The following is a 19455-nucleotide window of genomic DNA, read 5'->3' as shown; positions in this document are numbered from 1 at the left end:
TCCCTCACTTTTACTCCGTCTCCTCCCCTTGCGAGCCGTTGCCGGGTAACGATCCCGCCAGCTTCCCTTCTACCAGACGATCCGCCTGACTACCGAGGAGATCGGCCACCTCTTCCAGCGCTTGCTTGGAATCACCCGGCGAGAGCGTTGCTAACTCGTTTCTCGCGCTTCGGAGAATGCCCTTCACCTTTTTCTGGGTCCTCGGCAAAACTCCATTTTCGGCAAGCAAGGGGAGAAGATCATCCCTGCTCATAAACTCTCCTCGATGGAACGCGTCGATCAACTCGTTGCGACGCGTCACGTTTCCCGAATCGAGAAGATAGAGAATCGGCAGGGTCGGTTTTCCACCTCCCCAATCGGTGCCTAGAGTTTTGCCTATGACCTCTTCCTTCCCCAGGAGATCCAAGCAGTCATCATAAATCTGGTAGGCGCTTCCTAAAGCCATGCCATAACGGCCCAAGGCACGGCAGAGATCATCGGATACCCCATTGAGCCACGCGCTCACCTCGCAAGGCATCCGGAAGAACTCCCCGGTTTTTCGCCCGATAATTTCGAAGTAATCTTCCTCTCGAAGATCCCAATCGAATCGGCGCTGAGTCTGCAAAATCTCTCCAGAGCAAACGGTGCATACGGCAGACGCCACCCGTTCGACAGCGCCTTCCGGCAGCTTCGCGCAAATCCGGAGGGCGTGGGCAAACAGGGTGTCTCCCAACAGGACCGACACCTCGTTCCCCCACCGCGAGGTCGCCGTCGGCTCCCCTCTCCGAATCCTAGCGTCATCGAGGATGTCGTCATGAATCAACGTCGCCACATGGATCATCTCCACGACGACAGCTAAGTGAATGTGGTCCGCCCGCACCCCGCCACTAGCGCCCGCGGCAAGAACAACCAACAGAGGCCGCAAACGCTTCCCTCGGTTGGCCAGAAGCGAATGGAAATGAGGTCGAATCCAAGGGTCCAACTCGTCTGCCTGCCGGACCACCTCCCGATCGATCTGGGCCAGCGCCGTCTCAAACGCGGCGACGGCGCTAAGACGGTCCGCCACATGCTCTTGCCAGTTCTGGTCATTCCGCTTCAAAACAATCTCCGTGCCCGCAGGGGATCCTTGTTCACACTTGAAAAGCGCCGATCACCATACGCATCTGTTTTTTCTTCTGTCAAACCAGGAGAGGCGGCTTGCGGATTTCCGCATGAGGGGGCTGGTCGAAAAAAAGGTATGCGAATCCCATCTCTTCCCAAACGTTCTTTGCCGCCTGCTGTCCGCGTGCCACGAAAGGGCCAAGTCGCGGAAAGGCCGCGAGAAAGCCCTCTAGCCGGCATGTCTTGACAAAGTTCGTATCCGAGGCGCGGGGCGATGGGCCTGGATGCAAGTCGCAGCGCCGGTTTTCCCCCGCCGCTGTAGGATGACACATACTCGAGGAGCGCCAAAAACCCAAGTCCCACGAAGCAGCCGGATCCATTTCGCAAACCGCAGGAGAACGCTTGTGAGCCATGCAGGCTAGTCATAGGCAAGAGGAACTCCGAGTGCTATACTGCGAAATCGATGGAGACCAAAACGCGATCTCGAATCGGCGGGTTCCTGATCGTCTCGCTTCTTCTGCATCTCATCTTCACCCTCCTTTTTACCTCGGGAATCGGTATCCACCTCTTCCCGTCTGCTCCGCCGCCCAGCCCTCCGCCGCCCAGCCTGACCATGCTCCAAATGGTTTCCCCCGACACCTTCATGCCCACCGAAGAGTGGCAAAAGAGCGACCAGGTCGACCCGCGAACGCCCTTGCAGTCGGATCGCAATACGGCGCTGCGGAGCGAGAAGCGTGACGCGCAAAAGGATTCGCCCATCCCTCAGATGCAGGGGCATCCGCGCGCCTCGATGACCTATCAGGATCAACCAGCGAGCCGTCCCGCCCCGCGGAGGCCTTCCGGCCCGTCGCAGCCTTCCCGCCCCCAGCCGCAAAGCCAACCCTCTCCGCAAGCGTCCCCATCCAAACCCACGCCGGTTCAAAACAAATCGGCGGAAAAGCCAGAGAAGGCCGAGGAGAAGCCAGCGGAGAAGCCGAAACAGGAAGAGAAAAAGGTGGTCAAAGAGGAAGCCGAGGCGCCAAAAGTCGCCGATCCTCGGCGTCCCGATGTTTTCCCGAGAGATATCCCGGATGCCAAGCCGCTGCTCCCCTTTTCTCCCGAAAAGCCCAAAAACCCCGAGGAGGCGGCAAGCCAGAAGCAGGGAGAGAAGCTCGCCGACGAAACTTCGCGGCCCGAGGCCAAACGCCCGCGCACGCAAGATCCTGCGGAGGAGAGCCAGCAGCGGCCGGAAGAGAAACCCGAGCCCGAAGCGACTCCACCCCCCGCTCCGCCCCCCTCCCCGGCTTCCCTCCCTAGGCACCGGATGCAGCTCTCCGGGGGCCACACCGCCGAGATCGGTCCCGCCTCCCCTGCCACTCGGGAAACGGAACTGGGCCGCTACAAGGCCCGGATGTATCGCGCCATCGGCTCCCGCTGGTATCTCGAAGTGGAACAGAATATGGCGCTGCTCGCCCTTGGAGCCGTCCAGCTTCGGTTCTATGTCCAATCGGACGGAACCATCCGGAACCTGCAAATCGTCTCCGAAGAAGGGCGCACGGAGGTGCTGAGAACTATCTCCAACGACTCCGTCCGGCTTTCCGCGCCCTTCGAGCCCTTCTCCGAAGGGATGAAGACGCAACTGGGCGGGGGATTCTGGGAAGAGATTACCTTTAGCATCTACTAGCCGGCATGTCCCCTCCTCATTCCGTCCCCCATCCTTTCCTGCCGCGCCATCCGGCCGGTTCGCAATTTTCAGCTAGCACCCGATCTCCTATCGTGGTAAATGTCTTTTGCCTGCAAGTCTTCAGCTCGACCTTTGCACGGATCCATCCTCTCCAGCGGAGTCTGTCATTCCTGAGGCGGGCGCAAGTGAATGTTCACAACATGAGGTTAGAGGATGCTTAGCCAAGCGAACCTTTCCGATGTCTTCGGTTCCGCCGGCCGCTTCATCGACGCGGCCGGCATCTTTATCTACCCCGTCGTCCTCTGTTCGATCATCGGCTTGGCGGTCATCCTGGAGCGGGGCTTTGCGCTTCGCCGCCGCCGCATCATCCCCTCTCGGCTTGCCCGCGCCATCCAGGAGCTTGGCTGGGGAGAAAGCCCCGAGCGCATCGAAAAGCTCTGTGAGAAAGAGAAAACGGTGCTCAGCCGGCTGGCGCGCTCCTGCCTGCAAAATATCACCTGGTCGAAGTTCGAGAATACGGAAGCCCTGCAGGTGAAGGCGCGAGCCGAGATCGCCCAGCTCGAAAGAGGACTCGTCCTCTTGGAGATCATTACGGGCATCGGGCCGCTGCTCGGCCTCTTAGGGACGCTCTCGGGCCTGATCACGATCTTCGGCAACGTCGGAACCCATGGGATGGCCACGCAAGGAGCGGCGATCGCCCACGGGATCTCGGAAGCGCTCCACACGACACTGGCTGGCCTGGCGATCGCGGTCCCCTGCCTCATCGCGCACAGCATCTATACTCGTCGGGTGGAAGCCTTCGGCGTCGAACTCGAGAATCTCTGCTCCGATCTCCTCGCCAAGATCTATACCGAGGCGCCGGCTCCCGAATATTAAGCAGTTTGATCAGAATTCAGCAGTTCGATCGGAACCTATCCCACCCGTCGCCGAAAGACCCACCAAGCCCCGAGCAAGCTCCCTGCAGCAATCAGCGCCATGGGGATGAATGGCGGCCAAACTTCTGCAAAACCCGCCCCCTCGAGGAACACCCTCCGCGTCACAACCAACGCAAAACGCAAGGGATTCAGAAACGTCAGCCACTGAACCAGCTCCGGCATGTTCCGGATCGGCGTGGAAAAACCAGAGAGCACGATCGCGGGGCTCAGGAAGAAAAAACTGCCCAGAAGCGCCTGCTGCTGAGTCATCGAGATCGAGGAGATGATCAGCCCCACCCCGATCGTCGCCAGGCTAAAGAAGGCAAGCCCCACGTAGAGCGCAAACAAGTTGCCGACGAACGGGATGCGAAACCAGAAGATCGCGGCCAGAAAGATCAAGGTGACCTCGCCCATGGCCACCAGGAACCCAGGAATCACCTTTCCCAAGACGATTTCCAATGGGCTCATCGGGGTCACCAGGAGCTGGTCGAGAGTGCCTGCTTCGCGTTCTCTGGCGACCGACAGGCCGACCGTCATGATCGAAACCACCAGAGTCAGGGTCCCCAGCAGCCCGGGCACAATAAACCAGCGGGACTCCAGGTTGGGATTGAACCAGGCACGCGGCTGAAGGACCGCCGGAGGAGGCTTGATTCCATGCAGCGGAAGCCAGCTTGCGTTGAAATTGGCGACGATCTGGCCGACGTAGCCGAGCAGGATGCCGGCCGTGTTCGAGTTTCTCCCATCGACGATCACTTGCATCCGGGCAGGAGGAGAGGCGAAGAGATCCCGGCTGAAGTTGCGCCCGATATGGAGCACGAGGAGGACCTCCTTCCGGTCGATTGCCTTCGCAAGCTCGTCATCCGAATGAATCCGCCCGCGGAGTCGGAAGACTTGGGAGCCCTCGAAGCGGGCGAGCAGGTCGCGCGAGACGCCGCTGTTCTCCTCGTCGTAGCTGGCGTAAGGGATGCGGTTGACATCGAAGGTGGCCGCATAGCCGAAAATGATCAGCTGGATCAGTGGCGGACCAATCACGACAAACCGACTCCTCTTATCGCGGAAGAGCGCTAGGAGCTCCTTGACGATCAGTCCGAAGATACGATGCCGCATGGTCTGTCCTTGTTCATTCCAGGCTGCGCCGGGACTTCTTCCAGGCAATTCCGAGAAAGAGAGACGCCATCAGCGAGAGCGCCGCCAGATTCGGCAGGATCACGGTCCAGACGTTTCCGGCGAGAAAGATCGTCTGGAGCAGAGCCACGAAATACCGGGCGGCAAGGAGATAGGTGAACAGGCGGATCGGTCCAGGCATCGAGCCGATGTCAAAAATAAAACCCGAGAGAATGAAGGCGGGCAGAAAGGTCGCGACGACCGCAACCATGCTCGCCAAGAACGTGCTTCGAAACACGGTGGAGATCAAAAGACCCATCCCCAGCGAAGAAAGCAGGAAGAGAGCCGCGGCCAGGAAAAGCACCCAGAGAGAGCCGACGAGCGGCGCGCCAAAAAGGCCAACCGCCATCCCCACGGAGACCGCCATCCCCCCCATGCCGAGAACAAAGTAAGGGCCGATCTTGCTCCAGAGGATCTCGGAAACCGAAACCGGAGTCGAGAGGAGGGCTTCCATGGTCCCCCGTTCCCACTCCCGCGCGATCACGAGCGCGGTCAATAGAGCCCCGACCAAGGTCATGTTGATCACGATCACGCCGGGAGCCAGATAGTGGCGGCTTTCGAGCGCGGGATTGAACCAGATGCGGCTCTCGACATCGACGGGCGTGAGAATCGGCTCTCCCGAGGTCTTCGCCTCCCAGTTCAGCCATTGACTCCAGACTCCTTGAAAATATCCCTCCATGAGCCGCGCCGTATTCGCATCGACTCCATTGACGATCAGAGAGAGCGGTGCATTTCCCTCGCGCAGTCCGCGCCTCGTGAAATCGCCCCAGAGCCAGAGAATTGCCTCCACCTTCGTCCGGCTCATCGCCTCTTCGGCAACTCCGATGCTGCCATACGGATGGGGAGCGAAGTAGCGCGACTCTTCCAGGCCCGCCACGAAGCTTGCCGTGAGCGGGTTGGGCTTTTCGACGACGACTCCGATGGGAAGGCGCAGCGCGTCGAGAGAGATCCCGTAGCCGAAGATCAGGAGCAAGAGGGCGGGAAGAACGACTCCGATTCCGATGCTGGCCGGATCCCGCCGAATCTGGATCCACTCCTTCCGCCAGAGCGCGCCCAAGCGCATCGGCTCGAAGCTCATCCCTCTCCTCTGCTCCGTTCGATCAGCCGGACAAAAGCCTCTTCCATCGAAGGTTCCGGTGCTTGCGCCGTGCGAAACGGCGCTTTGATCTCGCCCGGGGTTCCTTCGGCGAGGATGCGCCCTTCGGCGATAATGATCAGCCGATCGCAAAACTCCGCTTCTTCCAGATGATGTGTCGTCACCAGGATGGTCACGCCCTGTTGGGCCATCTCCCCAATCCTCAGCCAGAGCTCTTCTCGAGCGAATGGGTCCATTCCCGATGTCGGCTCGTCCAGGAAAAGCACGTCAGGCTCGTGCAACAGGGCGCAGGCGAGCGCCAGCCTCTGCTTGAAACCCAGGGGTAGCGCCTCCGCATCCGCATCGCGGTAAGGAGCAAGCCCGAACTCCTCTTCCGCCCAGCCAATGCGTTCCGCTTGCTCCTTCCGCGGCAGACCGTAAGCCCTCGCAAAAAATTGCATGTTCTGCCGAACCGTCAGCGAGGCGTAGAGTGAGAACTTTTGCGCCACATAGCCGATGCGGGCCCGTGCCGAGGCCGCTCCGGTCCGAAGATCGACCCCTGCGACCCGGGCTAAGCCGGCGGAGGGAGGAAGAAGGCCGCAGAGCATCCGAAAGGTCGTCGATTTCCCGGCGCCGTTGGGGCCGAGCAGGCTGAAGACCTCTCCGGCCCGCACATGAAAGCTGATCTTCTTCACCGCCTCAAACTTTCCAAAGAAGCGGGAAAGATCGCGGACGACGATCACGTCTTCCCCGCTCCTGCGGGGATGCTCCGCCGAAGGAGTCCCAGGCGCCCTTGACCTCCCCTGGCCCTCCCCCTTCTCGCCGAGGGCGGCCAGGAAAGCGTCCGAAAACCGGGGCGCCACCGGCTCCGCCCGGCAGCCGCCTAGTCCGCCTTCCTCCGCCAGTCCCCCGAGCGAACCGCTGGCCACGAGGACCCGGACGCCCGTTCCCTCGATCGAGGAGCTCAAGACTCCGGGAATCCGGGCGAGCCGGGAATGGAGAGCACGTGGCCCAAGCTCGTTCGACTCGACACGGAACGTTCTTCCCGCAGCCTGGGCGGCAATCTCCCGGGGATCGCCCACGCTCAAGAGCCTCCCCTTGGACAAGAGCACCACCTGCTGGCAGCGTTCGGCTTCTTCCAGATAAGAGGTGCTCACGAAGATCGAGAGGCCCTTCTCGTCCCGCAGCCGGAAGAGAATGGCCCAAAGCTCCCGACGCGAGAGGGGATCGACTCCTACCGTCGGCTCATCCAAAAGCAGGAGTCTGGGGCTGCCCACGAGCGTGCAGACGAGCCCCAGCTTCTGCTTCATGCCTCCGGAAAGATTGCCGGAGAGCCGCTCGCGGAAAGAAGCCAGGCCCGCCATGTGCAAAAGCTCCGAAAAACGCGCCGCTCGCTCTAATTTCGGCGCGCCTTGCAGGTCGGCATAAAGGTCGAGATTCTCGCCAACCGTCAAGTCTTCATAGAGGCCGAAGCGTTGCGGCATGTACCCGAGCGATGCGGCAAGCTCCTGCTGCTGCCGCGTGGCATCGAGCCCCAGGACGGTGACCCGCCCTTCGTCGGGCCTAAGGAGACCCGTGATGATTCGCAAAAGCGTCGTCTTCCCGGCTCCGTCCGGCCCGACCAACCCCGTGATCCGGCCGGAGGCGATCTCCACCGAGACTCCATCGAGCGCTACGACCCTCTTCTCTACTTTTCCGAAGCACTTGGAAATTCCGTCCAGGGATATGCAGGGCGCGCCTCTCATCTCCCCTCCTTACTCCACGGTGCACGGAGGAGGAGGAGGCGGATAGGGCTGGTTTCTCCGAATCTTCACCGTCGCCGGCATCCCCAATCGGAGACGGTAGTCCGGATTGCAGGCGTAGACGCGCACCTCGTAGACGAGCCTCGTCCGCAACTGCGGAGTTTCGACGTTCTTGGGAGTAAATTCCGCCGTGGGTGAAATATACCCGATCCAGCCGGGAAACGCCCGTCCCGGATAGCTGTCGGTGTAGATCTCCGCCCTCATCCCGGGGAAGATCTTGCCGAGGTCGGGCTCGGGGACGTAAATGCGCGCCCAGACCGGATTGTCGAGCGCGACGGTAAACACGGGAGCCTGGGGGGTCACCATGTCCCCGGGCTCCAGAATGCGCACCTCGATGACGCCCTCCTTCGGCGCCACCAGCTTCCCGTCGTGGAGCTGCCTTCGGGCCAGGACGAGAGCCGCTTCGTCGGCCTTGAGCCGATCCCGCGCCTCCTTCAACACGGCAACCGCATTATCTCGATCCTGAAGGGAAACATAGAGATCCTTTGCCAGGGCTTCCGTCCGTCGAAAGGTGATGTCGGCATTCTCGAGAGCGGCCTGATCCACCCGAACGGTCGCCTCCGCCTTTCGCACCGCATCGTCCAGCCGCGAGATGTCGAGCTCCGCGAGGATCTGCCCTTTCCGGACCCGATCGCCCTCCTGCACCAACATCCGCTCGATGCGGCCCTCATCGTAAAAGGCCAACTGGATCTCGCGAATGTCGACATTCCCGTAAAAGGTCAGCCACTCCTTGGATTCGGCCTTTGCGCGGAGCCAGAGCAAGGTGCCGGCGACGGCCCCCAGAAAGACGATCCCGATCAGAATCAGCCCAACGATGCGCTTTCGATTCATGGCTCGCGGATCTTGTGCAACGGGATGGTTCGCCATCGCCTTCCCCTCTATCCCTTCTTGAGGAGTTCGTTCAAGGCCCGGACGTCCTCCACCGTCAGCACGCCCGCCGCACCCTTCAATTGCACTCGATTGAGAAGATGGTTGTAGAGGGCGACGTAGTAGTCCCGCCGCGCGCTCCCATAATCGGTAATCACGGTCAGCAGATCCACGATCGAACGGGTTCCGATCTCGTAGCCCTTTCGCGTGCCGTCCAAGCTCGTTTTCGCCGACTCCACGGCAGTTGCTGAACTCTGGAGCTGCGGAACGCTGCTTTCCAAGTTCAAAAAGGCCTCTTCCGTGTCGAGCTTAACCTGATCGACGGTATTATCGAGATAGCGTTGAGTCGCCCGCGCCTGGGCCTTCGCCTGCTTGACCCGAGCGCCGATCTGCCCGTCGAAGAGGGGAACCGAAAGCGTGAGGAAGCCCGCTTCGGACATGATGTTGAGCGGCACCGCATTCACCCCGAGAGCCGCCGACGATCCCACCACGGAGAGCACGGGCCATTGGGCGCGCCGGTTCTGCTCGATCTGCTGGACCGCCGCCGTCAGGAGGGAGCGGGCTTGATGGAGTAGCGGCTGATTGTCGACCGCGGTTTTTCTCCAGATATCGATTTGATCCGGTTGCGGCCCCAGCGGCTTCAGCACCCCGACATCCACGAGCTTCCCGACCGGGCCATGCGTGATCCGTTCCAAGACCTTTCGGGCGATCCCGACCGCATTGGTGGCCGTCGTCAAGGTCGATTGCGCTGCATCGAAGCGAGCCTTCGCTTCCGAGGCGGCGATGACATCGCCCCGACCGACGGCGAGAAAAGCGCTCGCCTGCTTCCAGACGCTCTCGAAGAGCTCCTGCTGCTCGGCGGCCACCCGCCGGTTGGCTTCGGCCTGAAGCACGGTCAGGTAGGCCTGGACGACGCGGAGGATCAACTGTTGTTCCTGATAAAGGACCATCGCATGCTGGGCCTGCACTTCCGACTTCGCGACCCGCAACGCCGCAATGCTCTGCCCGTCGAGAAGAGGCTGCGTCAGGAGCACCGTGTAGTATTCGGCGGTGGTGCCGGTCGCCAGGCTGAAGACGTTCCCGAAGGACAGGTTGAGGCTCGCGACCCCCGCTCCACCATAGGCCTGCATCTTCGGTCCGAGCGCCCAGCGGGCCACCGAAACGCCCGCCGAATTCGCGTTAAAGAGGTCTTTCTCCCGCGCCAGGATGGGATCCTTTCTTGTCGCCTGCTCAAAAACTTCAAGCAGATCCTCGGCGCGGCAAGGCCAAAGGCCGAACAGGCCGACCAGCGCCAGCGCGCCGAAGCACCGCAGGAAGTTCATGGCTATGCGCCAAGCTCCCGCGCCAAACCGTCGCCTCAACATCTTTGCCCTCCCCCGGCTCCGCCCGAGCACTCCTTTCCCGGAAGTCGAATGTCCGGCCTGCGCCAGCATCTTGTTCCCGGAGGAGAAGTTTCTACAACTCCTAATTCGCCGGCGAGAAATCTCCAGGGTGTTCGGCGCTTGGTGCCTGGTCCTGCGTCGCCGGCTTCTTGGAGAAATCACCACGGTTGTAGGGCTTCTCGAGGGCTTGGACGAGGATCTTTGCCCTTGCCGGAGGCTGGATCTTCCCTGCGAGAATGTCCTCCGGATTGACTTCCCGCCCGTAGTATTCCCGATTGGTTTCCGGAGCCTCGGCGATCACCGTCCCCTCGAGCGAAAGTCCTCCGAAGATCCCCTGGCTGCGGCTATAGGTGTAAACTGCGGCAAAGGGAGTGACCGCTCCTTCCGCGGTACGGCCCACTGGGCCTGCCGCCGCGCTGATATCCCCACCCAGGGTTACGTTGCCGCCGCGGGCGAACGCCTGAATCGCTTCCGGGGTGTTGAGGACGAGCACGAACTCGGTCACCTCGGCGCCGATTTGGAGTCCAAATCCAAGACCTCCGGTAGCCACCGCCGAGGGTCCCGACCAACCCTGTCCCGTCCTCCCGATCACCAAGCCCCTGCCGCCCCGCGCACTCACCAGAAATCCCGCCTTGATCACCGTGAGAATCGCCAGCCCCTTGGCATCGCCAAAAACCGCCTCGGGAATCCCCCCCTCGGGGAGCGACTTGAACCGGCGGATGATCTCAGCCGACTGCACAACGCTATCCTGGAGGTTCCAAGCGCGGGCATTTTCTATCCCGAACCCACTCCAGAGCAGAATCACTCCTAGAATGCCGACAGCGCCTCTGACCTTCACCGCCCTCCTCCCCTGCCGCCCGATTCGTCTCCTTCCCTGCTCACCCCGCTTGCCGTTTGTGACTCGCCGGACAGGAGAAAGCAAGCGCAACTCCCGCCGGATCGAGCCTCGGTTTTTCTTTCCTCATGGCGCAAACCGAGGCAGACTTGAACCCGGTTCTCCGGCCCGCTCGGGGTAGCGCATGAGTGCTCTTCTTTCGATCTTGCTGCCGCTCCTCCTCGTTCTGAGCGTCCAGCACTCTTCGGCTCAAGCACAGGATGAACCGGTCGTCCTCCAACCAACGCTTGCGGAGAGCGATCGGGTTCGCGCCATCGCCCAACCGGTCGCGCGGACCCTCCTCCGGACGATCCGGGAAGAACTCACCCATGCCCTGGCGAAAGGGGGACCGGTCGACGCCATCTCGGTCTGCCAGATCCAAGCACCGGCCCTTACCCAGCAGGTGCGCGACGAGGCGCGCCCGTCCGGTGCTGTTTTCTCCTTGAAGCGCACCTCCAACCGATTGCGCAATCCGGCGGATGCCCCGGACCCGGCGGAACGGCAAGCTCTCCAGATCTACCTGGAAGCCGAATCGCGACACGAGCCTCTCCCGCCGGACCTTCTGCAGAAAGTGGAGACGGCGGGAAAGACGACCTACCGCTATTATCAGCCAATCCGCGTTGCCGCACTCTGCCTTTCGTGCCACGCGGATCCGGCCGCCCTCTCGTCCGATGTGAAAGCCCTGCTCCGCGAGCGTTACCCGCAAGACCAAGCGGTCGGCTATAGGGACGGGGACTTCCGCGGCCTGGTCGTCGTGGGTTTGACCCTCCCCTGAACGGCCCTCCCTCCGCACGATTCCAAGCCCGGTGAAGATCCTTACGCGCTACCTCTTCTCCTCCTTTCTCAAGCCCCTTCTCTTTTCCATCCTCGGCTTCCTCTCGCTGCTGGTTTTGGCCGACCTGTTCGGCTCGCTGGAAGACTTCATTACGAACAAGACCCCCACGGCGATCGTGATTTCCTACTACACCGCTTTCCTGCCCGCGGCTCTGATCATCGTCGCCCCGCCTGCGACTCTCTTTGCCGCCCTCTACTGCCTGATGCAATTTCAGCGGCACAGCGAGCTGATCGCGATGCAGAGCTGCTCCGTTCCCCTCAGCAGAATTTTCCTTCCCTTCCTCATCGTCGGCATCGGGTTGACCGCCGCGCTCCTCGCGGTGCAGCTTGGTCCCGGCGGCAACTCCCAGGCCAAGCGGGACCAGATCATGGAGCAGATCAAAGGGAATCGCTCCGTGGCAACCTCGTTCCGTGGAATGATCTTCCGGGAGGAGGCCCACCATCGAACGTGGTATTTTCAGGAGATCAACCTGGCGGCGAAGGAGGCTTACAACCTCGAGGTCATTGTGCAGAATGCCCTCGGCGTCGATCAGAAGAAATATTTTGCCCGCAGGGGCCGGTGGCAGGACGACCATTGGGTCCTCACCGAGGTCAACCGCATCGACTACGACGCAACGGGAAATTTTCGCAGCTCCACCTGGTTCCCCGAGCTTTCGCGGCCTTCCTGGAATACTCCCCCTCACCGCATGGTGGCCCTTCAGACCAAGCCGCGCGACCTCGACGCCCGGGAGCTTTGGAAGCTGATTGAAAAGCCGGGGCACCTCTCGACAAAGACCTTGGCTCCCTATAAGATCCAATTCTACAACCTCTTCGCCGAGCCCTGCTCCGCCTTCGTCCTCCTCTTGCTTGGCCTCTCGGAGGGAGCCCGGCTCAACCGGAGGCATCCGACCGCGGGCGTCTTCCACGCGATCTTCATTCTGATTGCCTTCTTCCTCATCTATCGATTCTTTCTGATCCTCGGTCAGGGCTCCCGTCTTCCCGCCCCCCTTGCCGTGAGCATCCCGCTCGCCGGCTTTCTATTCTTCGGGCTTTCCCGGCTGGCTCCGCTCTTCGGCATCGAGCCCCGACGCCTGCTGACGGGGTAAGTCGGCATCGGCATGCCTCACAAAGTTCGAACCCGAGGCGCAATCCACCGTCAAAAATTCGCAAGAGAGCGATAGCGGATTCTCATCCTCTCTTCTACTCTGGGGCCTCATGAGGCCTCGGCGGCGGAAATCCAGACTTTCCCTGCCTCCACCCCGCCCAGGCTCCGGAATCTTCCGTAGTTCGGCTGCCGCACTCCTTTCTCTCTTCCTCCTCTGCGGGAACGCGGGTTACGGCGAGCCTTTCGAGCCGTCCGCCCCCGCTGCGGAAACTCCGACCGTGCTGCCCGAAGTCTCCGTGACCGCCACGTCTTCCCCCGAATCGGACGTTCTGCCGACCGACAGCTCCTCGGTCTACGGGCTGGATCTTTCGGTCCTCGACACCCCGCGGCAGGTGACCCCGATCAACCAGACGATGATGCGCTCCTCGGGCATGACCGCCCAAGGCTACATCGATCCCTTGAGCACCGCGTTCCTGATCCCGGGCGCCATCAGCGAAAACAGCGGTGGGATGATGGCCGCCCCTTCCGTCCGGGGCATGGCCGCACAGCCCTACATCAATGGAATCCAGTTCACGGCTCTCGAAGCGGGCATGCCGCTGACCCCCTTCAACTGGAACATGGTCGAGTCGGAGGACATCACCGAGGGGCCGGCCAATGCCGTCTTCGGACAGGAGCAAGCGGCCGGCGGAACGGTCAACTACATCACCAAACAGCCCTATTTCGACCGATTTCGCGGGCAGATGTGGGATACGACGGGCATGTACGAAAACTACATGTGGGGAGCCGACATCGGCGGTCCGATCGACAAGGAGCACAAGGTCGCCTATCGGCTGAGCTACATGGGCATCGAGAACGGAAGCTACTACCAGCCTGACGTCCACAACGACCAGCAGAACGTCTACCTTGCCCTGGGCGCCCGACCCACCGACAACTACTCGGTCGACCTCTATTCGGATTTCGGAACTTACGACTTCACCCCGATGATGGAGTGGATGAACCGGCCGACCAGCTCTCTCATCCAAAACGGCCTCTACAGCACCGGCTCCCTTCCCGTCTCCCAAGTCCAGATCGGGACAATCAACAATCCCGGCTTCGCCTCCTACGCAGGCCCCTTGGAGCCGATCAGCCGCAGGATGATCGCCAATAACCCCGAATCCCAAGGACTCGGCTACACAGGATTCGTCCAGCTCGTCCAGCGGCTCCAGCTCGGGGAGGGCCTCCAGCTCCGCAACAACACCTTCGCCTATTACGGGCGCAATTCGGTGGTGGCTCCGGCCGCCTACTATACCGAAGTCGCCATGGGGGATTACGAAATCGACAACCGCACCGAACTCCTCGCCCAGTTCGCCACCCCGATCGGCCCATCGAAGGAAAGCTCATCCCTAGAAAGCGGGCTCCTCGGCAAGCTCCTGCTCCAACACCAGATCGATACCGGAGTGGAATGGGGATTCGAGCACAACCTGGATTACGAATCCCAAATGTGGTTCGGCAGCTCGAACGCCTGGGACATCCTCCGCACCAACCCGACGAGTTGGAACCTCACCCAGACCGCCTTCTTCCGATCCCTGATCCGCAATCCCTCCGCTCCGGGAGGCGGGGAGTGGCCGATTCCGGGAATGCCCGGCGTCTACTTCGAGCCGCTCAATGGAAGCGCCGGAACAACCGACTCCAACTACTGGACCCTCGCGCCCTTCTATCAGCATGATCTCCAGATCACCGACAAGCTCTCGCTCTTATTCGGCGCCCGTGCCACCACCTATTTCGTCTCGAGCCAGACCCCGCCCGGAACCCCGCCCGAGCTCTTCGTGCAAGCGCAAACCATCCAAGAGCTTCCCATGGTGAACGCGAGTGCGGTCTACAAGATCTATCCCTGGTGGACCGCCTACTTCACCTACAACTGGATGTATGTCGCCAACGTGGGGGCGGTCGGTGGGTTCAACGTCTACCCGACCGGCCTCCCCAACAGTTCCTTCGACTTGCAAGAGCAGCTCTTCGAGGGAGGATTCAAGTGGAGCCTTCTTCACGACAAGCTCTATGCCTCGGTTGCCGGCTTTTCGCAGCAAATCCCCCTCTTCAACTTCGTCGATGTCTCGCCTACTCCGGCGACCGTCACCGGGCTGGAAGCCAACCTCACCTACCAACCCGATCGCCATTGGTGGATGCGCGCGGGTTACTTCTTTGCGCGCGGCGTCGAAGACTGGTCCGGCTTGCCCTATGGGCCACCCATGTCGCAGACCTACTCCACCGCCCTCGCCCTTCGGGCCGACCTCCCGCTCAACAATAACGGCAATTATCCGCCCGGCGCCTATCCCTTCATCGGCTGGCCCCAGCAGGTCCTCAACGCCATGGTCACCTACCAGGCCGATTCAGGCTTCGGGGCGACCCTGAGCGCGCTGGTGATGAGCCAACAGTTCCTCGGGTACAACTATGCCACGGCGATCCCCTGGCAATATCTCCTCAACGCCCGGATCTTCTACGCCCAGCCGAAATGGGAAGTCTCTCTTTGGATCTACAATCTGACCAACGAGCCCTACTGGCTCCCCTACGCCATCGGCTCGATGCCGGATCGCACCAACGACTATGGGGGCATCGTCGCGGGGCTGCCGTTCTGGGTCCAAGGAACCTTCGCCTGGAAGTTCTAGCCTGCAGGCTATTCCGCCCTTCTCACGGTTCGGCCGGAGGATTTCCCTTCCGGAGAGGCCGGGGACGAAAACCTGTAACTTCGGCCAAGGCTTCGGGCGTCAAGATCCCCTCGTACTTTCGACTGCCGATCGTCCAGGTGGGAAAGATCCGGACTCCGATCTCCTTGCACGGCGCGGCCATGGGGCCCCCTCGTCCGTCGGGGGCGCAATCAACAAAGGGGAGCAGCTCCTCCGCCTTTCCAAAGAGCGCACGCTGCAGGCGGCAATGATTACACCAGGTCGCTCCGTAGAACTTCACCCCGCTCTTCTCCAAGTGCTTGGCCAGATCCTGAAGCCAGAGGAGATCCTCCCCTTGCTGCCTGGCCACCATCGCGGCGCGAGCCGCCTGCTCGCTGCGGATGGCCGAGAAGTGAAACCAAGCGGCGGAGGAACTCCCGAGGACAAGGACGATGGGCAGCAAGCCGAACCAGAAGCGGCGGCCCGGCTTCGCCCCCGGCGTAACCAGGAGCAGGACGAAGAGAGCCAACAAAAGGCCAGCCGAAGTCAGGCAATAAGGACAAGTCGCCCCAAGCACAAAGAGGGAAACCGAGACAAAGAGAGCGCTCCACACCAGCCCGAAGAGGAGGAGGCCGAGCGCCCACCCCCGCCGACCAGCGGTCCAGCGCCGGCACGAGAGACCCACGAGCGCCCCGTAAAGGCCAAACCCGTACAGGCTCACCGGCTGGCCAAAAAGCTTTGACCAGGCGCTCGTCAAGACGGTTCCGCAGCCCCCGTCGACACGGCAGCCTGCCGGAAGCTTCCCCCACCAGTGCAGCCCCGTCAAGTAGCCGGCCAACGCCATTCCGGCGAGAGCGATACCCACAAAGAGCGGGCGAAGAATGCCCCCTGCCCTGATGGCCGGGTCCGAGGAAGACCTACCCGACATTGCCCACCTTCCTTGCCCCACCGCCGATTCGGACGTAGGCGCTCTTCGCCCTCTTCTTCTCGGATCTTGCTCCGCCCTGGATTCGCCTGCCGGACGAGAGACGGTTTTCGGGAAACACCCCCCGTAAGGAGAGCTCCACCCAAAAGGGGATCAGGGCTCCTCCTGCCCCATGCTCGCCAAGCCCTTCGGCAACTGGTACCCCGGCTTCCGGTTCTGCTCCGTGAGCCACTCCTCCAAAAATTCCTGCTGATGGCTTTCGCGGAGCCCCTCCTCGATCTGACGCCGGAGCTCCTTGCTTTCCGGAACAGCGGGAGCATCCCGGGCCTCCAAGTAGACGAGGATCCCTCCACCCGGGACCGGCGTAAAAGGGCTGAGGTCTCCGGGATCGAGGAGATGACTCACGAGCGCAATCTCCGCGCCATCCCGCAGCTCTTTCGAAGGCTCGGCGGGGACAAAATGGACTAGCGTCTCCGCCGCCAACCTCTTTTCTCGGACGAGATCGCCAAAGCGCTTTCCCCCCGCCAGATCCTTCCTCAGGCTTGTCGTCAGCTCCTTTCCCTCCTGGAAGACCTTCTCCAACGCGAGCCGTTCCGTCAGCTTCTGCCTCAGGATCTCGCGAACCTCCGCTTGCGGCCGCGCCTGGCTCGGCTCCACCTCTGTCAGCACCATCACCCGAAAGCCTGCCGCTCCCCGTACCGGCTCGCTGACCGGATTATCCTCGGAGAGGGCAAAGGCCGCTTCGGCCAAGCCTGGCCCGTCGCCCTCGGGCAGATCCGGAGGCTTCTCCTCGGAAAACAACCCGATCTCCCGAATCGTTAGCCCCTGCTCCTGCGCTTTCTGGAAAAAAGCCCCCTTCTTCCCTTCCTCCCGGCTCAGCGCCGCCGCGAAATCCTCCGCTCGCTGCAAGAGCTTCTCTTCCGCCTCCTTCTTTTCTTTGTCGGGAAGCTTGCGTTGTTCCGGAGAGAGAGCAAACTCCACAAACGCAATTTTCCGCTGCTCGGGGACCCGGAGGGAAGGATCTGACCCGTGTCGCCGAAGCTCCTCCTCCAATTGTTCCGGAGTCACCGTAATCGACGGAAGGAACTGCTCCGCGGCCAGCCGAACGACGCTCAGCTTCGCCGGGCCGAAGTCGGACCGATAGACCCTCTCCACTTCTCCAGGCCCCACTTGGATCGGAGCGACGAGCGAAAGCTTGACCTGATCAATGAGGAGGTTCTCTCGGACGATCTCCACAAACCGCTCACCCTTGATTCCTCGCGCGCCAAGAAACTGGTTCACGAACTGATTGTAGAGCTCTTCGCTGTACTTGCCCTCCTTTTGCAGGAAGGGGAGTGCCTCGATTGCCCGAACGACCAGGTCATCGGGTACGACGCAGTCGAGTCGCTTCGCCTCGGCCAGGAATATCAGCCTCCCCCAGGCAATCTCGTTGAGCAGACGATCCGCACCGACTTGACGAGGGAGACGGCCTCCCGAAAAAAGCGCCATCTCGAACTCCGCGGCCTGCCGAGAGAGCCGAAAGCTCTCCAGAGAAACTTTCTCTCCTGCGATCTTACCCAGCGAACCGCTGCGCAATCGGCTCAGAGCGGGAACATTGTAAAACAAGAGAAAGGAAAGGCCGATTATCCCTAAAATCAGGACGAGAAAACCCGAATGGGAGCGGAAGAGTTTGAGCATGGCAGCGGATACTGATTCCTTCGGCAATCGCCGATAGCATAACGTTCCGAGAAAAAAAAGCCTTGATCGCAAATCCCGGCTTTTCACGGGGGGAAACGGCCACCGTCTAGCCTGCCTCGCTCGTGCGCCGTGAAAAGGGTGCATCGCCCAGTGGAGAGGGAGTGATCTCCACCCGGCAACGATTGCTCCAGCCGGAAGCACTCGGAGCGGCTACTGGTGGTAACGCCAGCGGTCGAAGCCTCTGGGGGAAAAGGCCCGGGAAGCGGGTCAGCGAGCAAGCAGGCCCTAAGGAAAGTGAACGCTGAACAAAGCCTCGAAACGGGCAATGCGGACGCCGAGCTCGTGAGAGAGAAGCGAAGGCCGTTGTCTTCCTGGGAAGGAGAGCAAATCGATGCACTGGGGAGAGCCGCCGGGGTATTGGGCGAGGGCATGCGGGCAAAGGACGATGCATCAACACGGGAGGCCCACTTGGCCGGGAGCTCGGGTAGACCCCGAGCGGACCGACCGCTGCCCCGCGAGGGGCCGAAGCGGGACCAGGTGGGAGTCGGATAGGTCCACAGTACCTGGGAGCTCGAAGAAAGTCCGAGGGAGGGAAGGGGCCTTAGTTCAAGGGAAACGTACGAAGGAGCGAGAGCACGGAGATTGGCGATGAGTCTAGCACCTCCCTTGCGTGTTCGGAAGCTCCAGATGACGTTGCAGGAGAAAGCGAAGGCAAGTCCGACCTATCGCTTCTACTCCCTCTACGACAAACTCTACCGGGAGGATGTGCTCGCCTACGCCTGGCAGCTCTGCCGAAAGAACGGCGGGGCAGCGGGAGTCGATGGGCAGACCTTCGAGCGGATCGAGGAAGAAGGGGTAGAGAGGTGGCTGGACCGATTGGCGGAAGAAATCCGAAACAAGACCTATAGGCCAGAGGCGGTTCGGCGGGTATGGATCCCCAAACCCGACGGGAAGCGGAGGCCCTTAGGCATCCCAACCATACGGGATCGGGTGGCACAGATGGCAGCGGTCCTCGTGTTAAGCCCGATCTTCGAGGTGGATTTAGCAGAAGAACAGTATGCCTATCGGGAAGGGCGAAGCGCCTTGGATGCGGTCAAGAAGGTGCATGCTCTCCTCAACACGGGCTACACCGAGGTGATCGACGCCGACCTCTCCGGCTACTTCGACAGCATCCCACACCATGCCGTGAACATGAGCTTGGCCCGGCGGATATCCGACGGCGTCATGCTTGCTCTTTTGAAGACATGACTGGAAATGCCCGTCGAGGAAGAAGACGAGCGGGGAGGAAAACGGCGGACGACCCAGGCCAAGGATCGAGAGCGAGGGACCCCCCAAGGGGCTCCCATCTCTCCGCTTCTGGCCAACCTCTATATGAGGCGGTTTATCCTGGGATGGCAGCGACAAGGATGGGCTGCAAAGTGGGCGGCGCACATCGTATCGTACGCCGACGACTATGTGATCCTCTGCCGCCACCA

Annotated in this window: 17 protein-coding genes; 8 read left to right on the top strand and 9 right to left on the bottom strand. The window is 61.5% G+C overall.

The features are described 5' to 3' along the window. Window positions 1-10 precede the first annotated feature (10 nt). On the bottom strand, window positions 11-1078 hold the full coding sequence (locus tag A37A_RS0109430; RefSeq protein ID WP_018291263.1) for a polyprenyl synthetase family protein: 1068 nt from the start codon (window positions 1076-1078) through the stop codon (window positions 11-13). A gap of 465 nt (window positions 1079-1543) precedes the next feature. On the opposite strand from A37A_RS0109430, the gene A37A_RS0109420 reads away from it, so the two are divergent. Then, window positions 1544-2743 carry a hypothetical protein gene (locus tag A37A_RS0109420; RefSeq protein WP_020494241.1) on the top strand — a complete coding sequence of 400 codons (1200 nt, stop codon included), beginning with the start codon at window positions 1544-1546 and terminating at the stop codon, window positions 2741-2743. 213 nt (window positions 2744-2956) lie between these two features. Then, the gene (locus A37A_RS0109415; protein WP_018291259.1) at window positions 2957-3619 is read left to right on the top strand and encodes a MotA/TolQ/ExbB proton channel family protein; all 663 of its coding nucleotides are present in this window, start codon (window positions 2957-2959) and stop codon (window positions 3617-3619) included. 35 nt (window positions 3620-3654) lie between these two features. Here the strand turns inward: A37A_RS0109415 and A37A_RS0109410 are convergent, their stop codons facing one another. The 6 genes from A37A_RS0109410 to A37A_RS0109385 all read right to left on the bottom strand — a co-directional run bounded on the left by A37A_RS0109410 (window position 3655) and on the right by A37A_RS0109385 (window position 10785). Continuing rightward, a complete protein-coding gene (locus A37A_RS0109410) occupies window positions 3655-4764 on the bottom strand; it encodes an ABC transporter permease (protein ID WP_020494240.1) in 1110 nt (369 codons plus the stop codon). A 13-nt stretch (window positions 4765-4777) separates the two neighbouring features. Then, window positions 4778-5899 (bottom strand): ABC transporter permease, encoded by a 1122-nt coding sequence (locus tag A37A_RS0109405; protein ID WP_018291257.1) that lies wholly within the window; start codon window positions 5897-5899, stop codon window positions 4778-4780. Continuing rightward, window positions 5896-7641, bottom strand: a complete 1746-nt coding sequence (locus tag A37A_RS0109400) for an ATP-binding cassette domain-containing protein (RefSeq protein WP_018291256.1) — start codon at window positions 7639-7641, stop codon at window positions 5896-5898. Before A37A_RS0109400 ends, A37A_RS0109405 begins: the two co-directional genes overlap by 4 nt. Before the next feature lie 9 nt (window positions 7642-7650). Continuing rightward, window positions 7651-8529 carry an efflux RND transporter periplasmic adaptor subunit gene (locus A37A_RS0109395; protein ID WP_040888847.1) on the bottom strand — a complete coding sequence of 293 codons (879 nt, stop codon included), beginning with the start codon at window positions 8527-8529 and terminating at the stop codon, window positions 7651-7653. A gap of 47 nt (window positions 8530-8576) precedes the next feature. Next, complete coding sequence (locus A37A_RS0109390; RefSeq protein ID WP_040888844.1) at window positions 8577-9887, bottom strand: TolC family protein; 1311 nt, start codon at window positions 9885-9887, stop codon at window positions 8577-8579. 142 nt (window positions 9888-10029) lie between these two features. After that, window positions 10030-10785, bottom strand: a complete 756-nt coding sequence (locus tag A37A_RS0109385) for a YSC84-related protein (RefSeq protein ID WP_020494239.1) — start codon at window positions 10783-10785, stop codon at window positions 10030-10032. A 181-nt stretch (window positions 10786-10966) separates the two neighbouring features. On the opposite strand from A37A_RS0109385, the gene A37A_RS16810 reads away from it, so the two are divergent. The 3 genes from A37A_RS16810 (at window position 10967) to A37A_RS0109370 (ending at window position 15381) form a co-directional block, all read left to right on the top strand. After that, the gene (locus tag A37A_RS16810) at window positions 10967-11596 is read left to right on the top strand and encodes a DUF3365 domain-containing protein (protein WP_018291252.1); all 630 of its coding nucleotides are present in this window, start codon (window positions 10967-10969) and stop codon (window positions 11594-11596) included. A 31-nt stretch (window positions 11597-11627) separates the two neighbouring features. Beyond that, window positions 11628-12740, top strand: coding sequence for an LptF/LptG family permease (locus tag A37A_RS0109375; protein ID WP_018291251.1), 1113 nt, complete (start codon window positions 11628-11630; stop codon window positions 12738-12740). A 109-nt stretch (window positions 12741-12849) separates the two neighbouring features. Further along, window positions 12850-15381 carry a TonB-dependent siderophore receptor gene (locus A37A_RS0109370; protein WP_018291250.1) on the top strand — a complete coding sequence of 844 codons (2532 nt, stop codon included), beginning with the start codon at window positions 12850-12852 and terminating at the stop codon, window positions 15379-15381. A gap of 22 nt (window positions 15382-15403) precedes the next feature. Here A37A_RS0109370 and A37A_RS16805 read toward each other — a convergent pair whose 3' ends face one another. Together A37A_RS16805 and A37A_RS0109355 are read right to left on the bottom strand one after the other, a co-directional pair. Further along, entirely contained in the window at window positions 15404-16306 is a 903-nt protein-coding gene (locus A37A_RS16805; protein ID WP_020494237.1) for a vitamin K epoxide reductase family protein, read from the bottom strand. A 150-nt stretch (window positions 16307-16456) separates the two neighbouring features. Then, a complete protein-coding gene (locus A37A_RS0109355) occupies window positions 16457-17980 on the bottom strand; it encodes a peptidylprolyl isomerase (RefSeq protein WP_018291247.1) in 1524 nt (507 codons plus the stop codon). A 294-nt stretch (window positions 17981-18274) separates the two neighbouring features. On the opposite strand from A37A_RS0109355, the gene A37A_RS21405 reads away from it, so the two are divergent. The 3 genes from A37A_RS21405 to A37A_RS22030 all read left to right on the top strand — a co-directional run. Next, the gene (locus A37A_RS21405; RefSeq protein WP_020494235.1) at window positions 18275-18532 is read left to right on the top strand and encodes a hypothetical protein; all 258 of its coding nucleotides are present in this window, start codon (window positions 18275-18277) and stop codon (window positions 18530-18532) included. A 96-nt stretch (window positions 18533-18628) separates the two neighbouring features. Further along, complete coding sequence (locus A37A_RS19250) at window positions 18629-19228, top strand: reverse transcriptase domain-containing protein (protein WP_020494234.1); 600 nt, start codon at window positions 18629-18631, stop codon at window positions 19226-19228. Window positions 19229-19234: 6 nt separating this feature from the next. Beyond that, window positions 19235-19455 (top strand): reverse transcriptase domain-containing protein (locus A37A_RS22030; RefSeq protein WP_343122725.1); only part of this gene is annotated, 221 nt, incomplete at its 3' end.

Origin of the sequence: Verrucomicrobium sp. 3C (assembly GCF_000379365.1) — a bacterium.
Taxonomy (GTDB): Bacteria; Verrucomicrobiota; Verrucomicrobiia; order Methylacidiphilales; family Methylacidiphilaceae; genus Methylacidimicrobium.
This window is presented reverse-complemented; position numbering and strand designations above follow the sequence as displayed.